Here is a 20,042-nt window from a genome sequence, read left to right as displayed (position 1 = left end):
TGATCTTCCCCTCCACTCGTACGAGGCGAGCTGCCGGCCGGAGGGAACCTGTCCCGGAGCCCCCGGCCTAGGCCGTGTCCGCAGCGTTCTCGGCGGCCAGTTCGCGCACCGCGTCGGCGAATGCGTCCCCACGCTTGTTGTAGTTCGCGAACATGTCCATCGAGGCACAGGCAGGTGCCAGCAGGACCGTGTCGCCGGGCTCGGCGAGCGCGGCGGCTTCCCGGACCGCTGCGAGCATCGCCCCAGTGTCGGTCCGGTCGAGGTCGACGACCGGGACCTCGGGGGCGTGTCGCGCCAGCGCCTCGGCGATGAGCGCCCGGTCGGCGCCGATCAGCACGGCGCCGCGCAGCCGCTTCGCGGCGTTCTTCACGAGCTCGTCGAAGGTCGCGCCCTTGGCGAGGCCGCCGGCGATCCAGACGACCGGCTCGAAGGCCGCGAGCGAGGCCTCGGCCGCGTGCGTGTTGGTGGCCTTGGAGTCGTCGATGTAGGTGACCGAGGCGACCTCGTCCACGTACGCGACGCGGTGGGCGTCCGGGCGGAAGTCGCGCAGCCCGTCCCGGACCGCGCGCGGCTCCACGCCGAAGGCACGGGCCAGGGCCGCCGCGGCGAGCGCGTTGGCGATGTTGTGCGGGGCCGGCGGGTTGACGTCCGTGACCTCGGCGAGCTCCTGGGCGTTCTTCTGCCGGTTCTCCACGAAGGCCCGGTCGACGAGGATTCCGTCGACGACGCCGAGCATGGAGGGGCCGGGGGCGCCGAGGGTGAAGCCGATCGCGCGGCAGCCCTCTTCGACGTCGGCCTCCATGACCAGGTTCTCGGTGGCCGGGTCGGCGACGTTGTAGACGCAGGCGACCGTGTTGCCCTCGTAGATACGGCCCTTGTCGGCGGCGTACGCCTGCATCGAGCCGTGCCAGTCGAGGTGGTCCGGGGCCAGGTTCAGGACGGCCGCCGAGTGGACGCGCAGCGAGGGCGCCCAGTGCAGCTGGTAGCTGGAGAGTTCGACGGCGAGCACGTCGTACTCCTGCTCGCCGAGCACCACGTCGATGATCGGGGTGCCGATGTTGCCGACGGCGGCGGTGCGCAGCCCCGCGGCCTTCAGGATCGACGCCAGCATCTGGGTGGTGGTGGTCTTGCCGTTGGTGCCGGTGATCGCGAGCCAGGGGGCCGGGGCCTTGCGGGGGGCCGTGGTCCCGTCCTGGCCGGAGCGCGCGGCGCGCAGCTCCTGGCCGACCTCGCGCAGCAGCCAGGCGATCTCCACGTCCCCGACCACGTCCACGCCGGCCTTGGCGGCGGCCTCGAACAGCGGGCTGTCGGGCTTCCAGCCGGGCGAGGTGACGACCAGTTCGGTGCCCTCGGGCAGTACCTCGCCCGCGTGCCCGCCGTCCGCCAGGCGGCCGAGGCGGACGGTGATGCCCTCCGCCGCGAGCTCGGCGGCCCGGGCGCGGTGCGCGTCACCGTCCCCGTTGTCGACGACGGTCACCACTGCGCCGAGGCCGGCCAGGGCGCGGGCGGCACTGATGCCGCTCACGCCGAGACCGGCGACGGTGATGTTCTTGTCCTGCCAGGACGTCACTTGTCGGCTGCCCATCCCGCGTAGAAGAGACCGAGACCAACGATCACGCACATGCCCTGGATGATCCAGAAGCGGACCACGACCAGCACCTCGGACCAGCCCTTGAGCTCGAAGTGGTGCTGCAGTGGCGCCATCCGGAAGACCCGCTTGCCGGTCATCTTGAAGGAACCGACCTGGATGACGACCGACATCGTGATGAGCACGAAGAGGCCGCCGAGGAGCGCCATCAGGAACTCCGTGCGGGAGCAGATGGCGAGGCCCGCGAGCGCGCCGCCGAGGGCGAGCGAGCCGGTGTCACCCATGAAGATCTTGGCGGGCGAGGTGTTCCACCACAGGAAGCCGAAGCAGGCGCCCATGAGGGCGGAGGCGACGACCGCGAGGTCGAGCGGGTCGCGCACCTCGAAGCACGCGTTCGGGTTGGTGAGGTCACCGGCCCTGGCGCAGGACTCCTGGAACTGCCAGACACCGATGAAGGTGTAGGCGCCGAAGACCATCACGGCGGCGCCGGTCGCGAGACCGTCCAGACCGTCCGTGAGGTTCACGCCGTTGGACATCGCCAGGATCATGAACAGCGCCCAGACCACGAACAGCACCGGACCTATCGACCAGCCGAAGTCCGTGACGAACGACAGCTTGGTGGAGGCCGGGGTCAGCCCGCGGGAGTCCTTGAACTGGAGGGCCAGTACCGCGAAGGCGATGCCGACGATCAGCTGGCCGGACATCTTCGCCTTGGCCCGCAGACCCAGCGAACGGCGCTTGACGATCTTGATGTAGTCGTCCAGGTACCCGACGAGGCCCATGCCCGCCATCAGGAACAGGACGAGCAGGCCCGAGAAGCTCGGCTCCTCACCGGTGAGGACCTTCGTCAGGGCGTACGCGATGAGCGTCGCCAGGATGAAGGAGATACCGCCCATGGTGGGCGTGCCCTTCTTCCCGGCGTGGCCGCGGGGGCCGTCGTCGCGGATGAACTGGCCGTAGCCCTTGCGGGCGAGCAGCTTGATCAGCAGCGGGGTGCCGATGACGGTGAGGAACATGCCGATGACACCGGCGAACAGGATCTGCCTCATCGGTCGGCGACCTCGCCCTCGACAGTGCTGTCGAGAAGGCCCTGGGCCACCCGCTCCAGACCGGCCGACCTGGAAGCCTTCACCAGCACGACGTCACCCGGGCGCAGTTCACTGCGCAACAGGTCGACCGCCGCCTGTGCGTCGGACACGAGCACCGACTCCTCACCCCACGAACCCTCGTTATATGCGCCCAGTTGCAGCCAGGATGCTTCCCTGCCCCCGACTGCGACGAGCTTGCTCACGTTGAGCCGGACGACAAGTCGTCCGACCGCGTCGTGCTCGGCGAGAGCGTCGTCTCCGAGCTCGGCCATCGGGCCGAGCACCGCCCACGTGCGTCCCCCGTTCGCCCTGCCGGCACCGCCCATCGCGGCGAGCGCGCGGAGTGCGGCCCGCATGGACTCGGGGTTCGCGTTGTAGGCGTCGTTGACGATCGTCACACCGTCCGCCCGCTCGGTGACCTCCATCCGCCACCGGGACAGCGTGCCCGCCCCGGAGAGCGCCGTGGCGATCTCCTGTGCGGACATGCCCAGGACATGGGCGACGGCGGCCGCGGCGAGCGCGTTCGACACGTGGTGCTCACCGTACAGCCGCAAGGTCACGTCGCTGCACCCGGTCGGTGTGTGCAGTGTGAAGGAAGCCTGCCCCCTGTCCGTCATGCGGACTTCGGTGGCCCGGATTTCGGCGTCCTCGGCCTCGCCGAACAGGACCGTACGGGCCTTCGTGCGCCCGGCCATCTCACGGACCAGCAGGTCATCGGCGTTCAGGACGGCGACTCCGCCCTCCGCCTCGGCCGGCAGGGCCTCGACCAGCTCCCCCTTGGCCTGCGCGATCTGCTCCCGGCCGCCGAACTCGCCGATGTGGGCGGTGCCGACGTTGAGGACCAGACCGATCCGCGGGGGCGTCAGTCCGGTGAGGTAGCGGATGTGGCCGATGCCGCGGGCGCCCATCTCCAGGACCAGGTGCTGGGTTTCCTCGGTGACGCGCAGCGTCGTGATCGGCAGGCCGATCTCGTTGTTGAGGTTCCCGGGGGTCCACACGGTGGGCGCGTGGTGCTGCAGCACCTGCGCGATCAGGTCCTTGGTGGAGGTCTTGCCGGCGGATCCGGTGAGGGCCACGACGTCGGTGCCCAGGCGGGTGACCACGGCCCGGGCGAGTGCGCCGAGGGCGGCCACCACGTCGGGGACCACGATGGCCGGTACGCCGACGGGCCGGGTCGCGAGGACGCCCACGGCCCCGGCGGACACCGCGCGCCGCGCGTAGTCGTGGCCGTCGACCCGCTCGCCGACGAAGGCGGCGAACAGGCTGCCCGGCCCGACCTCACGGGAGTCGTAGACCACCGGTCCGGTGACCTGGAGTGACGGATCCGGTATGTCGTGGGGCCGCCCGCCGGTGATGTCGGCGATCTCGGCGAGGGAAAGGGCGATCACTGGTTCACCTCGGCCTGTCGGACCTGAGTCGTTTCGTGGGGCGCGGCCGTCCGGTCGAGCACGGCCTGGTGCTCGATCGCGGCGCGGAGCACCTCGCGGTCGTCGAAGGGGCGTACGACACCGGCGGTGTCCTGGCCCTGCTCGTGCCCCTTGCCGGCCACCAGCACGGTGTCACCGGGGCGGGCGCGGGCGACGGCGGCCGCGATGGCCGCGGCCCGATCGGCGTCGACCAGGACAGTGCCCCGCTCCGCGGGCGGCACGGACACGGCGCCCTCGAACATCGCGGCGAGGATCGCGAGCGGGTCCTCGGAGCGCGGGTTGTCGGAGGTCAGGACGGCGACGTCGGCGAACCGGGCGGCCGCGGCCCCCATCGGGCCGCGCTTGGTGGTGTCACGGTCGCCGCCGCAGCCGAGCACGATGTGCAGCTTGCCCTCGGTGACCTCGCGCAGCGCGCGCAGCACCGATTCCACGGCGTCCGTCTTGTGCGCGTAGTCGACGACGGCGAGGTACGGCTGTCCCGCGTCCACCCGCTCCAGCCGGCCGGGGACCCCGGGGACCGCGGCGACGCCGTCGGCGGCGGTCTGCGGGTCGAGGCCGGCGGCGGCGAGCGTGACGATCGCGGCGACGGTGTTGGCGACGTTGAACGGGCCGGGCAGCGGCGCGGTGGCGCGCACGCGCTGTCCCTCGGGGCCCAGCAGGGTCAGGGTGGAGCTCGCCGGGCCGAAGACCACGTCCTCGGCGCGCCAGTCGGCGGCCGGGTCGCCCGCGGCGGAGAAGGTGACGACCGGGACGGTGGCCTCCTTGGCCAGGCGGCGGCCGTACTCGTCGTCGAGGTTGACCACGCCCAGGCGGGCCCGGCGGGCGGTGAAGAGCCCTGCCTTGGCCTGGAAGTAGTCCTCCATGCCGGAGTGGAACTCCATGTGCTCCGGGCTCAGGTTGTTGAAGACGGCGACGTCGAAGACGCAGCCGTCGACCCGGCCGAGCACCAGGGCGTGGCTGGAGACCTCCATGGCCACGGCCTCGACCCCGCGTTCGCGCATGACCGCGAAGAGAGCCTGGAGGTCGGTGGCTTCGGGGGTGGTCCGCTCGGACTTGATGCGCTCGTCGCCGATGCGCATCTCGACCGTGCCGACCAGTCCGGTGCTGCGGCCCGACGCGCGCAGGCCGCCCTCGACGAGGTACGCCGTGGTGGTCTTGCCGGAGGTGCCGGTGATGCCGATCTGGAGCAGGCCCTCACCGGGGCGCCCGTAGATCGCGGCGGCGAGTTCTCCCATCCGGCCGCGCGGGTCGTCGACGGTCAGGACCGGCAGGCCGGTCGCCGCGGCGCGCTCCGCCCCCGCGGGGTCGGTCAGCACGGCGGCGGCGCCGAGACCGGCCGCCTGGGCGGCGAAGTCGGCGCCGTGCGTCCTGGCTCCCGGCAGGGCCGCGTACAGGTCACCGGGGCGTACCGCACGGGAGTCGTGCGTGATGCCGGTGATCTGCGCCGCGCCGGGCGCCGGGATGCCCAGCAGGGTGGCCAGCTCGCCCAGCGGGCTCGGGCTGGCGGACGCGGGCCGGGGTGCTCCCGGCGGCGTCGCCGGGGCTTTCTGGGTCTTTCTGGGCTGATCAGCGTGGGGCACGGCGGTGAGCGTACCGGGCGCGGCGGGCCGCCCGCGAAATGAGGCCCCGGCCTCGGCCTCGGCGGTCGTCGGGTTCCCGGGTTTCGGGGTGATGGTTGTCACTGATGGTGCCTCACGCTTTTCTTGCGGGCCGGCCTGGCTGTGGGTCACTGACCGGGCTGCGGACTGGGCTGCGGGGCGGGCTGCGCGGCGGGCTGAGGAGCGGCGTCGTAGGTGACGGGAAGCCCGGCAGGTGCGGTTCCCGAGGGGGCCACCTGGAGGGTCTTGAGCGCGAACTCCATGACCTTCTTGTAGATGGGGCCGCAGATCTGGCCGCCGAAGTAGCTGCCCTTCGTGGGGTTCTGGATGGCGCAGTAGACGGTGATGCGCGGGTTGTCCGCGGGTGCGAATCCGGCGAAGGAGGCGGTGTAGCCCTTGTAGCGGCCGGTGGCCGGATCCACCCGGTTGGAGGTGCCGGTCTTGCCGCCGACCCGGTAGCCGGGGATCCGCGCCTTCGTGCCGGTGCCCTCCTGGTCGTCGACCACGGATTCGAGCATCTCGGCGAGGGTCTTGGCGGTCTCGGCACTGACCACGCGGCTGCGCTCGGGGGCCGGCGCCGGGGTGAAGCGGCCGTCGGGGCCCTTGGTGCCGCGTACCAGCGTCGGCTCGATGCGGACCCCGCCGTTGGCGATGGTCGAGTACACGGAGGCCGCCTGCATGGCGTTGAGGGAGAGTCCCTGGCCGAAGGGGATCGTGTACTGCTGGGAGGTGGACCAGTCCTTGGGGTCGGCGAGGATGCCGCGGGACTCGCCGGGGTAGTTCAGGCCGGTGGGCCGGCCGATGCCGAACTTGGTCAGGTAGGAGTGCAGGACCTTGTTGGCCTCGGGCTGGGTGGGGCCGAGCTGGCCGGTGGCCAGGATGGTGCCGATGTTGGAGGACTTGGCGAGGACCCCGTTGAGGGTCAGGTACCAGGTCGGGTGGTCGATGTCGTCCTTGAACAGCCGGTCGCCGCGGTGCAGCCGGTTGGGGACCTCGACACGGGTCTCCGGGGTGGCCTTCTTCTCCTCCAGCACGGCGGCCATCGACATGACCTTGGCGGTGGAGCCGGGCTCGTACACGTCCTGGAGCGCGGCGTTGCCCATGGCGGCGGAGCGGGCCCGGGGCAGGTCGTTGGGGTCGAAGCCCGGGGCGTTGGCCATGGCCAGTACCTCGCCGGTGCGGGTGTCCTGGACGATGACGTAGCCGCGGTCGGCCTCCGACTTCTGGACCTGCTCGGCGATCGCGCTCTGCGCCGCCCACTGGATGTCCCGGTCGATGGTCAGCTGGATGTCCTCGCCGGGGACGGCGGGCTTCTCGTTGGAGTCGGCGGTGGGGACCTGGCGGCCCCCGGACTGGGCGTAGGTGATCTCGCCGTCCTTGCCGGACAGCTTCTTGTCCAGGGAGGACTCCAGGCCGCCGGCACCCTTGCCCTCGGCGTTGACGTAACCCAGTATCCCGGCGGCGAGGTCGCCGTTCGGGTACACGCGCTTGCTGCTGGTCTCCTTGAACACGCCGGCGAGGACGTTGGCGCCGGGGCCGTTGCTGCGCTTGTCGGCCGCCGCCTTGTCCGCGAAGACCCGCTTGAGGTCCTTGATCTGGTTCCAGACCTGGGGGGTCTGGCGCTGCGCGAGGACGACGTACCGGGAGTTCTTGGAGGTCAGCCGCTGGGTGAGCTCCTTGACGTCCTTGCCGAGGATGGGCGCGAGGAGGGCGGCGGCCTGCTGCGGGGCGTCCGGGGCCTTGCTGTCCTGCGGGGTGAACATCTTCGGGTCGGCGGTGATGTCGTACGCGTCGACGCTGGTGGCGAGGGCCACGCCCCGGCGGTCGGTGATCTCACCGCGCTCGGCGGCCAGCTTGACGCTCGTGTAGCGGTTCTTGGAGGCCTCGGCGGAGAACGCCGCGGCGTCGACGGCCTGGACCTGGAGCAGGCGGACCACGAAGGCCAGCATGACGAGGGTCAGGCCGACGCTGACCAGGCGCAGCCGGGGCCGCGGGCTGCCGAGCCGGATCGTGTGGGGGGTACGGGGGCCCGCCGGCCGCCGGGTCGCCGGGCGCGAGGCCGGGCGGGCGGTGGCCCTGGCCCGGTCGCCGGCCCGCGGCGGCCTGGCCGGTCCGGGCACCCGCCGCCGGGGCGGCTCCTGCGGGCTCACGCGGCCACCGCCGGGGCAGTGCCGGGGCTCCGCCCCGAACCCCGCTCCTCAAACGCCGGAGGGGCTGGATGGGAACGGTGGATCACGGCGTCACCTTCCGGGGGTCTGGTTGGGCTGCGGGGAACCACTGGCGGCGGAGGGCACCGGCTGGCCCGGGGCGGGGGCCTGCGCCGGGGCCGACGCGGCGGGTGCGGCCGGGGGGCTCGGGGTCGGCGACGCCGGGGCTTCGGCCGGTGCCGCGCTGCCGGCGACCTTGCCGTCCGGGCCGATGAAGACCGGGCTGCCGCCGGGGACCAGGCCCAGCTCGTGCGCCCGGCGCTGGAGCGCGTCGGGCGCCGAGTAGGCGTCGACGTCGCGCTGCAGCGCCTGCTCCTCGTCGGTGAGGGCGGTGGTCTCCTTCGTGAGCTTGCTGAGCTGGAAGGAGCCTTCGTTCAGTGCCGAGTTCAGCAGCAGCAGGCTGATCAGGCCGCCGGCGAGCAGGGCCACGACCAGCAGGACGAACGGCATCCGGGCCGCCTGCCCGCCGGGCCGCGGGCGGGCCGGGCGGCCGCCGAGCACCCGGCCGAGGCGGGCCGCCTGCCCGCGGGTCAGCGTGGCGACCTTCCCGGCCTTGGTCACAGCCGCGCCTCCCGGATGCGTTCGACGCCGCGGAATCTGGCCGGGGCGGCCCGCCGGTTCTCGGCGATCTCCTCCTCGGTGGGCAGCTCGGCGCCGCGCGTGAGCAGTTTCAGCTTCGGCTGGTACTTCTCGGGCACCACCGGCAGGCCGGGCGGGGCCGTCGAGGTCGCGCCGGCCGCGAAGACCTGCTTGACCAGCCGGTCCTCCAGCGAGTGGTAGGAGAGCACCGCGATCCGGCCGCCGACCGCGATCCGGTCCACCGCCGCCGGAATGGCTCGCTCCAGCCCGGAGAGCTCCCCGTTGACCTCGATCCGCAGCGCCTGGAAGGTCCGCTTCGCCGGGTTGCCGCCGGTCCGCTTGGCGGCCTGCGGAAGGGAGTCGCGGATCAGTTCGACCAGCCGGGCGCTGTTGGTGAAGGGTTCCTTCTCCCGCTCCCGGACGATCGCCGAGACGATCCGCTTGGCCTGCTTCTCCTCGCCGTACTGGCGCAGGATCCGCACCAGCTCGCCCGGCGCGTAGCTGTTGAGCACCTCGGCGGCGCTGATGCCCGTCGTCTGGTCCATGCGCATGTCCAGCGGCGCGTCCTGGGCGTACGCGAACCCGCGGTCGGCCTCGTCCAGCTGCATGGAGGAGACGCCCAGGTCGAAGAGGATGCCTTGGACCGCCGGGATGCCCAGCCCGTCCAGGACCTCGGCGAGGTCGGCGTAGATCGCGTGGACGAGGGTGGCCCGGTCACCGAAGGGGGCGAGCCGCTCGCCGGAGAGCCGCAGGGCCTCCTTGTCGCGGTCGAGGCCGATCAGGTGGGCCTCGGGGAACCGGGTCAGCAGGGCCTCGCTGTGGCCGCCGAGGCCGAGGGTGCAGTCGACGACGACGGCCCCGGGCCTCTCCAGCGCCGGGGCCAACAGGTCCAGGCACCGCTGGAGCATCACCGGGACATGTCGGGACTCGCTAGTCAAAGCGCCCTCTCAGATAACGGCGCGGCAGGCGTACGCACCACCGGGTCCCCGCATCCGCGGCCGGGCGCCGGGGAAGGTGGCGCCGGCCGGCCGGTGAGCGGGAGAGGGCCGGGCCGTACGTACGCGCCGCGCACGCGGAGTGTTCATCGGGGGCCGGGCGGCCGGTCAGGGCCGGGCTCCGGCCGGTTCGCGTCACTTTAGTGCAACGGTCGCCGCGGTCAACGAACCGCCCCGCGCGCCGTGCACGGCTGTAGGCGCGAACCGGCAAATGCCGTGAATCACCCGAACAGCCGCGTCACGCCCACCCCTGTGGGTTAGCTCACAACAAGCCTCGTTGGCGTTCTTTGTCCGCTCTCACGCGAGGCCACAACCCGCCGTGACCACTAACGTCGTACCCATGACGACTTCCGCATCCCTGCCTGCCAAGTCCGCGTCCGAGGCATCCGTCGGCGGATCTGTCACCGACCGGCTGGTCGAGGCGAACAAGCGCTACGCCGCGGAGTTCTCCGACCCCGGCATGGACGCCCGCCCCGTCCTCAAGGTCGCCGTCGTGGCCTGCATGGACGCCCGCCTCGACCTGCACAAGGCCCTCGGCCTGGAACTCGGCGACTGTCACACCATCCGCAACGCGGGCGGCGTGGTCACCGACGACACCATCCGCTCCCTCACGATCAGCCAGCGCGCCCTGGGCACCCGCGCGGTGATACTCATCCACCACACCGGCTGTGGTCTCGAGAACCTCACCGAGGACTTCCGGCACGAGCTGGAGGACGAGGTCGGCCAGCGTCCCGCCTGGGCCGTCGAGGCCTTCCGGGACGTCGACCAGGACGTTCGCCAGTCGATGCAGCGGGTCCGTACCAACCCGTTCCTGCCCCACAAGGACGATGTGCGAGGCTTCGTCTTCGATGTGCACACCGGGCTCCTGCGGGAGATCGATCCCAGCTCTTGAGTGACACAAGGCCGTAACGCCGTCAAGAATGCGGGATGGCACCCCCCGGGATCCCCGGGGCCGGTGTCCGTGTTTCGGGGTGGGCCGGTTCATGCGCCAAGGGCGTCGGCCCTGGGAAAGGGCCGAGGAGAACCAAGGTGACGACGTACGACGACCGAGCGAGCCTCGCGGATCTGACCAGCACGGTGGAGCGGGTGCGCCGGTCGGTCGAGAGCGTGATCGAGGGCAAGCCCGAGGTCGTCCGCCTCGCGCTGACCGTGCTCCTCGCCGAGGGGCACCTGCTCATCGAGGACGTACCCGGCGTCGGCAAGACGATGCTCGCCAAGACGCTCGCCAAGTCCATCGACTGCTCGGTCCAGCGCATCCAGTTCACGCCGGACCTGCTGCCCTCCGACATCACCGGTGTCAGCATCTACGACCAGCAGCGCCGCGAGTTCGAGTTCAAGCCGGGCGCGATCTTCGCGCAGATCGTCATCGGTGACGAGATCAACCGCGCATCGCCGAAGACCCAGTCCGCGCTGCTGGAGTCGATGGAGGAGCGCCAGGTCACCATCGACGGCACGACCTACACGCTGCCCAGCCCCTTCATGGTCGTCGCCACCCAGAACCCGGTGGAGATGGAGGGCACGTACCCGCTGCCCGAAGCCCAGCGCGACCGCTTCATGGCCCGCGTCTCCGTCGGCTACCCCAGCCCCGAGGCCGAGCTCCAGATGCTCGACGTGCACGGCGGGGTCTCCCCGCTCGACGACCTGACGTCCGTCGCGCACTCCCACGAGATCGTCAAGCTGATCGAGGCGGTCCGCGAGGTGTACGTGGCCGAGCCCGTCAAGCGCTACGTCGTCGACCTGGTCTCCGCCACCCGTACCCACCCCGACCTGCGGCTCGGCGCCTCGCCCCGGGCCACCCTGCACCTGCTGCGCGCCGTGAAGGCCTCGGCCGCGCTCGCCGGCCGGGACTACGTCCTGCCCGACGACGTCCAGGCCCTGGCCGCGCCGGTCCTCGCGCACCGGCTGCTGCCCACCGCGCAGGCCCAGCTGAACCGCCGCACCGCCGAGCAGGTCGTCGGCGAGATCCTGCAGCGCACCCCCGTACCGGCCGCGCACGCCCGCGGCGAGATGCCGCCCGGCGCTGGCATCCGGGGCTTCTGATGAGCGCCGGTGGCCCGCACGGCGCCGGTGGCCCCGGGGACGGCGGCGGACTGCGCGCATCGCTGTCCGGACTGACCACCCGCGGCCGCTCGTTCCTGGCCGCCGGGATAGCCGCCGCCGCCTGCGCGTACGTCCTGGGCCAGGGCGAACTGCTGCGGGTCGGCATGCTGCTCGCCCTCCTGCCGCTGATCTGCGTCTATGCCCTCCACCGCACCCGCTTCCGGGTCTCCGGCAGCCGCCGGCTCAGCCCGGGGCGGGTCCCCGCGGGCAGCGAGGCCCGCGTGCAGCTGCGCATGGACAACGTCTCCCGGCTGCCCACCGGCCTGCTGATGCTCCAGGACCGCGTGCCCTACGTACTGGGCCCGCGCCCGCGGTTCGTACTGGACCGGGTCGAGCCCGGCGGCCGCCGCGAGGTGTCCTACCGGGTCCGCTCCGACCTGCGCGGCCGCTATCCGCTCGGCCCGCTCCAGCTGCGCCTGTCCGACCCCTTCGGGCTGGTCGAGCTGACCCGTTCCTTCAGCACCTACGACACCCTCACCGTCATCCCGCGCACCGAGCCCCTGCCGCCGGTCCGCCTGGCCGGCGAGTCCAACGGCTACGGCGACGGCAGCCGCCGCTCCCTGGCCCTGGCCGGCGACGACGACGTGATCCCCCGCGGCTACCGGCGCGGCGACGACCTGCGCCGGGTGCACTGGCGCTCCACCGCCCGCTACGGCGAGCTGATGGTCCGCCGCGAGGAGCAGCCGCAGCGCAGCCGGGCAACCGTCCTGCTGGACACCCGGCGCCTGGCCTTCGACGGTGCCGGCCCCGACTCCGCCTTCGAGTGGGCCGTCTCGGCGGCCGCCTCCAGCCTGCTGCACGTCCTGGAGCAGGGCTTCTCCGCGCGGCTGCTCACCGACACCGGCGACGCGGTGCCCGGTGAGGGCGGCGGCGGTTTCTCCTCCGGCGGGCAGGAGTCCGCGGAGGCCGCCGGGCTGATGCTGGACACCCTCGCGGTCGTCGGGCACTCCGACGGCGCCGGGCTCTCCCGCGCCTACGACGCGGTGCGCTCCGGCGGCAGCGGCGGCTTCGGCGCAGCCGGCGGCGACGGGCTCCTCATCGCCTTCTTCGGCGACCTGGACGACGTACAGACAGAACTGGCCGCCCGGATGCGCCAGGGCACCTCGGGTGCGGTGGCCTTCGTACTGGACTCCGCGAGCTGGGGCGGACAGCCCGCTCCGGGGCACGGCGTGCCCCCGCTGGAGGAGCGGCTGCGCAGGCTGCGCGACGCGGGCTGGACCGCACTGGCCGTCCCGCCCGGGGTGGCCTTCGGCGAACTGTGGCGCCAGGCCGGAACCGCGCGCGTCGGTACGGGAACCTCCGGAGGTCGGGAATGAGCGGGCGGGCGAAACTGACGCTGTTCGCGGCACTGGCGACGCTGCTCACCTCGTGGTCGCTGAACCCGCTGGTGGACTCGCAGGCCTGGCTGCTGCAGGCGGCACTGCTGCTCGCCGTGCAGAGCGGGGTGGGCGCCGGGATCCGGCGGGTGCCGCTGGCCCGGACGCTGACCGTGGCCGCGCAGGCGCTGGTGTCGCTGCTGCTGCTCGCGTTCCTCTACGCCGGCAAGGGCGAGTCCCACGGGGACGGGCCGCTGGCCTACCTGGTGACCGACTTCGGCGGGCTGTTCGGTCAGGGCGTCCGGGACGTGGGCGAGTTCGCCATCCCGGCCCCGCTGACGGACGGCATCAAGCTGCTGCTGGTGTCCGGCGTGCTGCTGATCGGGCTGCTGGTGGACACCCTGGCGGTGACCATGCGCACGGCCGCCGCGGCCGGGCTGCCGCTGCTGGCGCTGTACTCGGTGGCCTCGGGCCTGGCGGGCGGCGGGGACGCCTCCTGGTTCTCCTTCCTGCTCGCGGGCTGCGGTTACCTGATGCTGCTGCTGTCCGAGGGCCGCGACCGGCTCGCCCAGTGGGGCCGCGTCTTCGGCGCGGCCCCGCGCCGGGGCGCCGCCGACTCCGGCCTCGGCAACGGGGCGGGCGGGCAGGCGACGGCGCCCGTGAAGTTCGGGCGGCGGATCGGCGCGGTGACCCTGGGCCTGGCGCTGGCGGTGCCGGCCGTCCTGCCCTCGCTCGGCGGCGGGCTGCTGGGAGGCACGCAGGAAGCCGACGACGGCGGCAGCGGCACGGGCGGGACGATCTCGGCGGTCAACCCGCTGGTCTCCCTGCAGAGCAACCTGAACGCGCAGGACAACCGCGTGATCCTGCGGTACCGGACGAACAGCCCGCAGCAGGGCGAGCAGTACCTGCGGATCGTGGCCCTGGACGAGTTCAACGGCGTCAAGTGGGAGGCCTCCGGGCGGGCCCTGATCGACGTGCCCGAGGAGCTGCCGGCACCGCCGGGGCTCCGCGCCCCGGTCAGCGGCAGCGCGGTCGAGGTCACCACCAGCATCTCGGCGGCGGACTACTTCACCCAGCGCTACCTCCCCATGCCGTATCCGGCGACGTCGGTGAACATCGGCGGCAAGTGGCGGTTCGAGCCGGTCGGCCGGACCCTGGTCGGCGACCAGCTGGGCCGCGACAGGTTCCAGAACGTCCAGGGCGCCGAATACATCGTGCGCAGCCTGCTGCTGAAGCCGACGGCCCAGCAGCTCCAGAAGGCCCCGGAGCCCGACCCGGCGATCCGGGAGGAGTACACGAAGATCCCGGACAACCTGCCGCCGGTGGTCGCCGAACGGGCCCGTCAGGTGACGCAGGGGGCGAAGGACGACTACACGCGGGCCGTGAAGCTGCAGGACTACTTCGCCGTGAACGGCGGATTCCGCTACAACACGAAGACGGCCTCCGGCACGGGCCCGCAGGCGGTCGCCCGGTTCCTCGACGACAAGGAAGGTTTCTGCGTCCACTTCGCCTTCTCGATGGCGGCGATGTCCCGCTCGCTGGGCATCCCGGCCCGCGTAGCGGTGGGCTTCACGCCCGGCGAGAAGCAGTCGGACGGCAGCGTGAACGTGTCGATGCGCGACGCGCACGCCTGGCCCGAGCTGTACTTCGAGGGCGTGGGCTGGACCCGCTTCGAGCCGACGCCCCGCTCCGGCATCAACATTCCGGACTACTCCCGGGCCCAGACGCCGGCCGCCCAGCCGTCCGCGCCGGCGCCGCTGCCCTCGCAGAGCGCGGCGCTGCCGTCGACGCAGCCCTCGGCGACCCCCGAGTGCCCGCCGGCCCTGAAGAAGCTCGGCGAGTGCGGCGCCGCGGCGCCCGTGCAGAACGCGAGCGGCGGTGGCGGTCCGTCGGTGACGACGGTCCTCGGCTGGGCGGCTGTCGTGGTGGCGGTGCTGGGCCTGCCCCTGCTCCCGCTGCTGTGGCGGACCCGGCTGCGGGCCCGGCGCCTGGCGACCGGGGAGGTCCTGACGGCCTGGCGGGAACTGGGCGACACCGCCTGGGACGCGGGTGTGGTCCCGGACGAGGCGCTGTCCCCGCGCCGGGCGGCGAGCCGGATCGCGGACCTGGGCCGCCTGGAGCCGGAACCTGCGGCGGCCGTGCACCGGGTCGCCGGTGCGGTGGAACGGGCCCTGTACGCGCCCCCGGGCGCGGAGGTCTCGTACCCGGAGCTGGCGGACGACGTACTGCTGGCCCGTACGGGCCTGCTGGCGTCCGCGGACCGGCTTCCCCGGCTGCGCGCCCTGCTGCTGCCCCGCTCGGCGGCCCGCATCTCCTGGGCCCTCTCGGCCCGCCGGTCCGCGATCACCACGGCGGTATCGACCCGCCTGACCGCAGCCCGCCTCCGTCTCCCCCTGAGGGGCCGCGGCTGAGCCGCCTTTCGCCTCGAACGCCGGCGGGGCTGGAATATCCAGCCCCGCCGGCGTTTGCGGCGCGGGGTCCGGGGCGGAGCCCCGGCAACCGTCGCGCGCCGACCCACGCGCCGCCGAACCCGCGGACGCGAAACGGCGAGGCTCGATCCCCCCGAGCCCCGCCGCTTCACGTATCGCTCCACCGGGTGCCGTGTCCCCCGTCCCGGTCACGGAAGGAGGCACCCGGTCCGCTCCGCAGCCCCGTGTCGGCGGTGCGGACCGGGTCTCCTGTCCGTTGCTCCCAGTCTGGCGTCCGCGCAGGTGGGAGCCCATCCGCGCACGTACTCATTTCCGCGCCTAGGTACGGATACTCAGCCGTCGCGGCCGGCCCCACCAGTTCTACGGGTCGGCGCGCCCGCGCGGCACCGCCGACTGGGGGGTGCCGGCGCGCCGGGACTCAGCGGTTGCCGCTGACCCGGCCCCGCAGCAGCAGCGACAGCGCCGAGTGCACGTCGTCCAGGGACCGCTCGCTCTGGAAGGACTGCCAGTCCAGGGCGGCCACCAGCACCATCCCGACCATCGCGGCCGCCGTGAGCGGCACATCGATCTCGGCGCTCAGCTCACCGCGTTCGACGCCCTCGCGCAGCACCTTCTCCACGACGGCCACCGCCTCCTGCCGGACCACCATCAGCGTGGACTGCCACGCGCGGTTGGTGCGCCACAGCTCGGCGACGTACAGCTGGGTGAAGGCCGGGTACCGGTCGATGAAGACGAGCCCCGCGCGGATCATGGCGTCGAGCGCCTCGACACGGCTGCCGCCGCGGGCCTCCGTCTCCTCGGCCGCCGTCCGCAGGGAGACCGTCAGCAGGCCGACGCCGTGCCGCAGCAGCTCCTCGAAGAGCTCGTTCTTGCTCGCGAAGTTGTAGTAGACCGTGCCTTTCGCGACGCCCGCCCGCTCGGCGATCTCATCGACCGTGGTCGCGGAGAAGCCCTGCTCGGCGATCAGGGTGACGGCCGCTTCGTAGAGCTTCTGCCGGGTGATCGCACGACGGCCCCCGCCGGTACCCGTACCGGTGCTGCTGCTTTCCATGGCGCTGATTGTCACAGGTCAACACGTCCCTACAGGCTCAGTTCCGGGTGCAGTCGGTCCATGGTCCACACCTGCTTGCCGCGGGCGGCGAGCGCGGTGAGGGCGAGGGCGCCGGCGGTGAAGGCCAGCAGGACCGCGCTCCCCTGCCAGACAGGGGTGAGGTCGCCACCGGTGATGAGGCGGCGCAGGCTCTCGACGATGTACGACATCGGCAGGTACGGGTGGATCCAGTTGAAGAAGTCCGGGCTGGTCTGCACGGGGTAGGTGCCGCCCGCCGAGGTCAGCTGAAGCATCAGGACGGCCAGCACCAGGATGCGGCCGGCGGCGCCGAACTTGGCGTTGAGCCACTGGACGATCGCCGCGAAGCAGCCGGTGACCAGCATCAGGAAGCCGATGGTCAGGGCCGGGTGGGCCATCTTCAGGCCGAGGCCGGGCGCCCAGTGCAGTACGGACATCAGCAGGGCCACCTGCGCCGTGCCGAGGCCCGCCACGGGCAGCCAGCCGGCGAGGGCGACCCGCCAGGGCGAGGCACCGGCGGCCAGGGCCCGCCGGTTCAGCGGGGCGATCAGCATGTAGGCGACCATCGAGCCGACCCAGAGGGAGAGCGGGATGAAGTAGGGCGCGAAGCCGGTGCCGTAGTTGGGCGCCTTGTGCAGGGACTGGTTGGCGAGCTGGATCGGGTCGGCCATGACCTGGGTGCGCTGGTCGCGCTGCTGCTGGTCGTAGTCGGGGATCTTGCCGGCGCCCTCGTGCAGGCCGCCGGCGAGCTCGCCGGTGCCGTCGACGAGCTTGTACATGCCGCCGTCGAGCTGGTGGGCGCCGTCGCCGAGCTTGCCGACGCCGTCGGTGAGGGCGCCGGAGCCGGTGGTGGCGGAGCCGAGGCCGGTGTGCAGCTTGGCCATGCCCGCGGACACCTTGTGGGCACCGTCGTTGAGGGCGTTGACCTTGGCGACGGCCGCGTCGAGGTCGCCCGCGAGCTGCGGGGCCTTGTCGACGAGCACGCGGGCCTTGTTCTCCAGGTCGGTGAGCTGGGTGCGGAGTTTGGTGAGGTCGCCGCTGGCGTTCTTGGCCAGGACACTGACGTCCCCGCTGAGCTCGGCGGCCTGGGCCGTGCTGTCCCGGACCGTCTTCAGGTCGGGGCAGGAGGCCAGGTGCGGTTCGCCGCCGGGGGTCACGCAGTGCTTGGTGTAGTAGGTGTCGGCAACGGTGGCCGCCTTCTTGGCGGCAGCGGCGGCGGCCGGGGCCTTCTCGGTGAATTTGTCCAGGTGATCGCGGACGACCTTCGCGGTGTCGGCGACCAGCTCGGCGGTGTCGGCCAGGTTCTTGGGGTCCTTGACGAAGGGGCGGGCCTTGTCCGCGGCCCCGTTGACCTTGTCGGCCACCGCCTGCGTACCGTCCGCGACGTCCTTGGAGCCGGTCTCCAGCTTGCCGGCCGCCGTGTTCAGCTTCTGCAGGCCGCTGTTGAGCTCGCCGGACTTCTCCTGCGCCGTGTCGAGGCCGTCGGCGAGCTCCTTGGCGCCTTCCTGGGCCTTGCCCGCACCGTCCTTGATCTTGTCGGCGCCGTCGGCCGCCTCCGCGGTCTTGTCGTGCAGGTCGGAGAAGTTGACGAAGATCTTGTCGAGGAAGCCGCGGGAGGCGTTGGCGGACGCCGCGGAGCGGACCTCGGCGAAGACGGAGCGCGAGATCGAGCCGACGATGTAGTTGTTGGCGTCGTTCGTGCGGACCTGGAGCGCCCCGGTGGTGGGGTCCTCGCCGGAGCTGGAGGCGATCTTCGCGCTGAAGTCCTCGGGCAGGGTCAGGGTCAGGTAGTACGTACCGTCCTCCAGACCCTTGGCCGCCTCCTCGGCGCTCGCATAGCGCCAGTCGAAGGACTTCTTGCTGGCGTGCAGCTTCTCGGCGATCTCGGTGCCGGCGTCGAGGCGCTTGCCGTCGACGGTCGTGCCCTTGTCGGAGTTGACGATGGCGACGGGCACCTGGTCGAGCCGCTTGTACGGGTCCCAGAAGGACCACAGGTACAGGGCTCCGTAGAGCAGTGGCAGCAGGAGCAGCGCGACGAGAGCGGCCCGGGGCAGCTTCCCCCGCCCGAACCGCTTCAGCTCAAGCGCGGCCAGCTTCGGCGAGCGCATCGTCCGCCCCCTTCGTGTCGTCGTTCTCGGAATCGCTCGTGGTGTCGTGCTCGGTGCCGTGCTTCGTGTCGGTCTCGGAGCCGCTGTCGGCGTCCGCGTCCACGTCGGCGTCCACGTCGGCGTCGCTCTGCGCGACGGCGGGCGCGTCCGGCGCGTCCGGCTCCTTGGGGGAGGTCCGCAGGACGACTGCGTCGGCGGGCGCCTCGCTGCACACCGCGAGGACGGTGATCCCGCGGGCGGCGACCGAGCGGAGCAGGTCCCAGGCCTCGGCGCGTTCGGTGTCCGACAGCTTGAGGTCGAGGTCGTCGAGGGCCAGCAGTCCCGGGGAGCCCAGCAGCGCGATGGCGACGGACAGCCGTACGGACTCCAGGCGTTCCAGGTCCCGTACAGAGGTCCGTTCGCCCTTGGGCAGCGTGGCGAGGTCGAGTCCGGCGGCCTCCAGGGCGGCGGCGATCCGCGCCTCTGCGGCGGCGCGGCGCTCGGCCCGGGGCCGCAGCATCGCGCGGACGGGAGCGCCGTAGTGGCGCTGGAGCAGGGCGCCCTCGCGCAGCTGTTCCGCGACGGTGAGGGCCTGGTCGAGCTCGTTGACCCCGGTGACCGGGCCGAGTGCGGCGATCCGGCGGACCGCTGTCATCCGCTTCGGCAGCCGGTGACCGCCGACCTCGGCGTGGCCCCGGGTGGGCTTCATCCGCCCGGTGAGGGCGAGGAGCAGGCAGGTACGACCACTGCCGGAGGGGCCTTCGACCGCGATGAGCGAGCCGGGCGCCGCGTCGATACCGACTCCCCGGAAGGCCCAGCCTCGCGGGCCCTCGAGTCCGAAGTCCTCGGCCTTGACGGCCGCGCCGTGCGGGCTGTCCACGCCGTCCTCCTTCTTTTTGAACTGACCGGTCAGTTCAAAAACTAGCATCGTTCTTCGCATCAGGTGCGCAGGAGGGGGGAGTTGCCCGGTTCGTGACCGTAAAAGCCCAGGTCAGCGCAATTGTCAGTGGGGCACGTCACGATGGGGGCAACGCATCGACAGGAGGTTCGTCATGGCCACACCGTCCCCGTCCCCTGTCCACCCCGTCCTGCGCAGGTCGACAGCCCCACCGGCCGCCCTCGACCTGCTCGCCAAGGCCCACAGCGGCCTGGCCGAGGCAGCCCGGCTGACCCGCCCCAACGAGCGCTACGCCACCGCCCACCTCGCCGCGCTGCGCACCGCCGCGGCCGTGCTCGCCGCGCGCGCCCGGCCCGAACCGGTGAACCCGCGGCGGCGGCCCCGGATCCGCAGCGCGTGGGAGGTGCTGCCCGAGATAGCGCCGGAGCTGGCCGAGTGGAGCGCCCTCTTCGCCTCCGGCGCCGCGCGCCGGGCCAGGGCCGAGGCGGGGATAGCGGACGCGGCGAGCCGCCGGGACGCGGACGATCTGGTGCGGGCGGCCTCGATGTTCCTTCGCCTGGTGGAGCGGATGCTCACCGTCCGGACGGCGCCCCAACCCCTGGAGAAGACCCTGCCGCAACCACGTCCGGAGCATCCGGACGCGGGATGAGCTGCCCGGCGG

Annotated in this window: 15 protein-coding genes; 5 read left to right on the top strand and 10 right to left on the bottom strand. The window is 72.5% G+C overall.

The window, feature by feature from the left end:
- Nucleotides 1-67: 67 nt before the first annotated feature.
- The 7 genes from murD to rsmH all read right to left on the bottom strand — a co-directional run bounded on the left by murD (nt 68) and on the right by rsmH (nt 9,425).
- Nucleotides 68-1,585 carry a UDP-N-acetylmuramoyl-L-alanine--D-glutamate ligase gene (gene murD / locus ACZ573_RS12240; RefSeq protein ID WP_471302560.1) on the bottom strand — a complete coding sequence of 506 codons (1,518 nt, stop codon included), beginning with the start codon at nt 1,583-1,585 and terminating at the stop codon, nt 68-70.
- A complete protein-coding gene (mraY, locus tag ACZ573_RS12235) occupies nt 1,567-2,637 on the bottom strand; it encodes a phospho-N-acetylmuramoyl-pentapeptide-transferase (RefSeq protein ID WP_030724430.1) in 1,071 nt (356 codons plus the stop codon). Before mraY ends, murD begins: the two co-directional genes overlap by 19 nt.
- Nucleotides 2,634-4,064 (bottom strand): UDP-N-acetylmuramoyl-tripeptide--D-alanyl-D-alanine ligase, encoded by a 1,431-nt coding sequence (locus tag ACZ573_RS12230; RefSeq protein ID WP_471302557.1) that lies wholly within the window; start codon nt 4,062-4,064, stop codon nt 2,634-2,636. Before ACZ573_RS12230 ends, mraY begins: the two co-directional genes overlap by 4 nt.
- Complete coding sequence (locus tag ACZ573_RS12225; RefSeq protein WP_471302554.1) at nt 4,061-5,785, bottom strand: UDP-N-acetylmuramoyl-L-alanyl-D-glutamate--2,6-diaminopimelate ligase; 1,725 nt, start codon at nt 5,783-5,785, stop codon at nt 4,061-4,063. The genes ACZ573_RS12230 and ACZ573_RS12225 overlap by 4 nt, the downstream gene beginning before the upstream one ends.
- 44 nt (nt 5,786-5,829) lie before the next feature.
- On the bottom strand, nt 5,830-7,851 hold the full coding sequence (locus ACZ573_RS12220; protein ID WP_471302551.1) for a peptidoglycan D,D-transpeptidase FtsI family protein: 2,022 nt from the start codon (nt 7,849-7,851) through the stop codon (nt 5,830-5,832).
- 90 nt (nt 7,852-7,941) lie between these two features.
- The gene (ftsL, locus tag ACZ573_RS12215) at nt 7,942-8,469 is read right to left on the bottom strand and encodes a cell division protein FtsL (RefSeq protein ID WP_471302549.1); all 528 of its coding nucleotides are present in this window, start codon (nt 8,467-8,469) and stop codon (nt 7,942-7,944) included.
- Nucleotides 8,466-9,425: a 16S rRNA (cytosine(1402)-N(4))-methyltransferase RsmH gene (gene rsmH / locus ACZ573_RS12210; protein WP_078971912.1), complete on the bottom strand. Its 960-nt coding sequence runs from the start codon at nt 9,423-9,425 to the stop codon at nt 8,466-8,468. Before rsmH ends, ftsL begins: the two co-directional genes overlap by 4 nt.
- Before the next feature lie 334 nt (nt 9,426-9,759).
- On the opposite strand from rsmH, the gene ACZ573_RS12205 reads away from it, so the two are divergent.
- The 4 genes from ACZ573_RS12205 (at nt 9,760) to ACZ573_RS12190 (ending at nt 15,309) form a co-directional block, all read left to right on the top strand.
- The gene (locus ACZ573_RS12205; protein ID WP_471302547.1) at nt 9,760-10,374 is read left to right on the top strand and encodes a beta-class carbonic anhydrase; all 615 of its coding nucleotides are present in this window, start codon (nt 9,760-9,762) and stop codon (nt 10,372-10,374) included.
- Between the two features lie 137 nt (nt 10,375-10,511).
- Nucleotides 10,512-11,522, top strand: coding sequence for an AAA family ATPase (locus ACZ573_RS12200; protein ID WP_301371679.1), 1,011 nt, complete (start codon nt 10,512-10,514; stop codon nt 11,520-11,522).
- The gene (locus ACZ573_RS12195) at nt 11,522-12,898 is read left to right on the top strand and encodes a DUF58 domain-containing protein (RefSeq protein ID WP_471302544.1); all 1,377 of its coding nucleotides are present in this window, start codon (nt 11,522-11,524) and stop codon (nt 12,896-12,898) included. The genes ACZ573_RS12200 and ACZ573_RS12195 overlap by 1 nt, the downstream gene beginning before the upstream one ends.
- Nucleotides 12,895-15,309, top strand: a complete 2,415-nt coding sequence (locus ACZ573_RS12190) for a transglutaminase TgpA family protein (protein ID WP_471302541.1) — start codon at nt 12,895-12,897, stop codon at nt 15,307-15,309. Before ACZ573_RS12195 ends, ACZ573_RS12190 begins: the two co-directional genes overlap by 4 nt.
- Before the next feature lie 436 nt (nt 15,310-15,745).
- Here the strand turns inward: ACZ573_RS12190 and ACZ573_RS12185 are convergent, their stop codons facing one another.
- Genes ACZ573_RS12185 through ACZ573_RS12175 form a run of 3 tightly spaced genes read right to left on the bottom strand, consistent with a single transcriptional unit; the run spans nt 15,746 to nt 19,363 of the window.
- Entirely contained in the window at nt 15,746-16,378 is a 633-nt protein-coding gene (locus tag ACZ573_RS12185; RefSeq protein WP_030016832.1) for a TetR/AcrR family transcriptional regulator, read from the bottom strand.
- Nucleotides 16,379-16,407: 29 nt separating this feature from the next.
- Nucleotides 16,408-18,504, bottom strand: coding sequence for a YhgE/Pip family protein (locus ACZ573_RS12180; protein WP_471302539.1), 2,097 nt, complete (start codon nt 18,502-18,504; stop codon nt 16,408-16,410).
- Nucleotides 18,476-19,363, bottom strand: coding sequence for an ATP-binding cassette domain-containing protein (locus ACZ573_RS12175; RefSeq protein ID WP_471302537.1), 888 nt, complete (start codon nt 19,361-19,363; stop codon nt 18,476-18,478). Before ACZ573_RS12175 ends, ACZ573_RS12180 begins: the two co-directional genes overlap by 29 nt.
- Before the next feature lie 172 nt (nt 19,364-19,535).
- On the opposite strand from ACZ573_RS12175, the gene ACZ573_RS12170 reads away from it, so the two are divergent.
- Nucleotides 19,536-20,030 (top strand): SAV_6107 family HEPN domain-containing protein, encoded by a 495-nt coding sequence (locus ACZ573_RS12170; RefSeq protein WP_471302534.1) that lies wholly within the window; start codon nt 19,536-19,538, stop codon nt 20,028-20,030.
- The last annotated feature ends 12 nt before the right edge of the window (nt 20,031-20,042 follow it).

It is taken from the genome of Streptomyces sp. NPDC040545 (genome assembly GCF_055595065.1).
The sequence above is the reverse complement of the archived record's forward strand: the minus strand, read 5'-3'. Positions and strand labels throughout refer to the sequence as shown.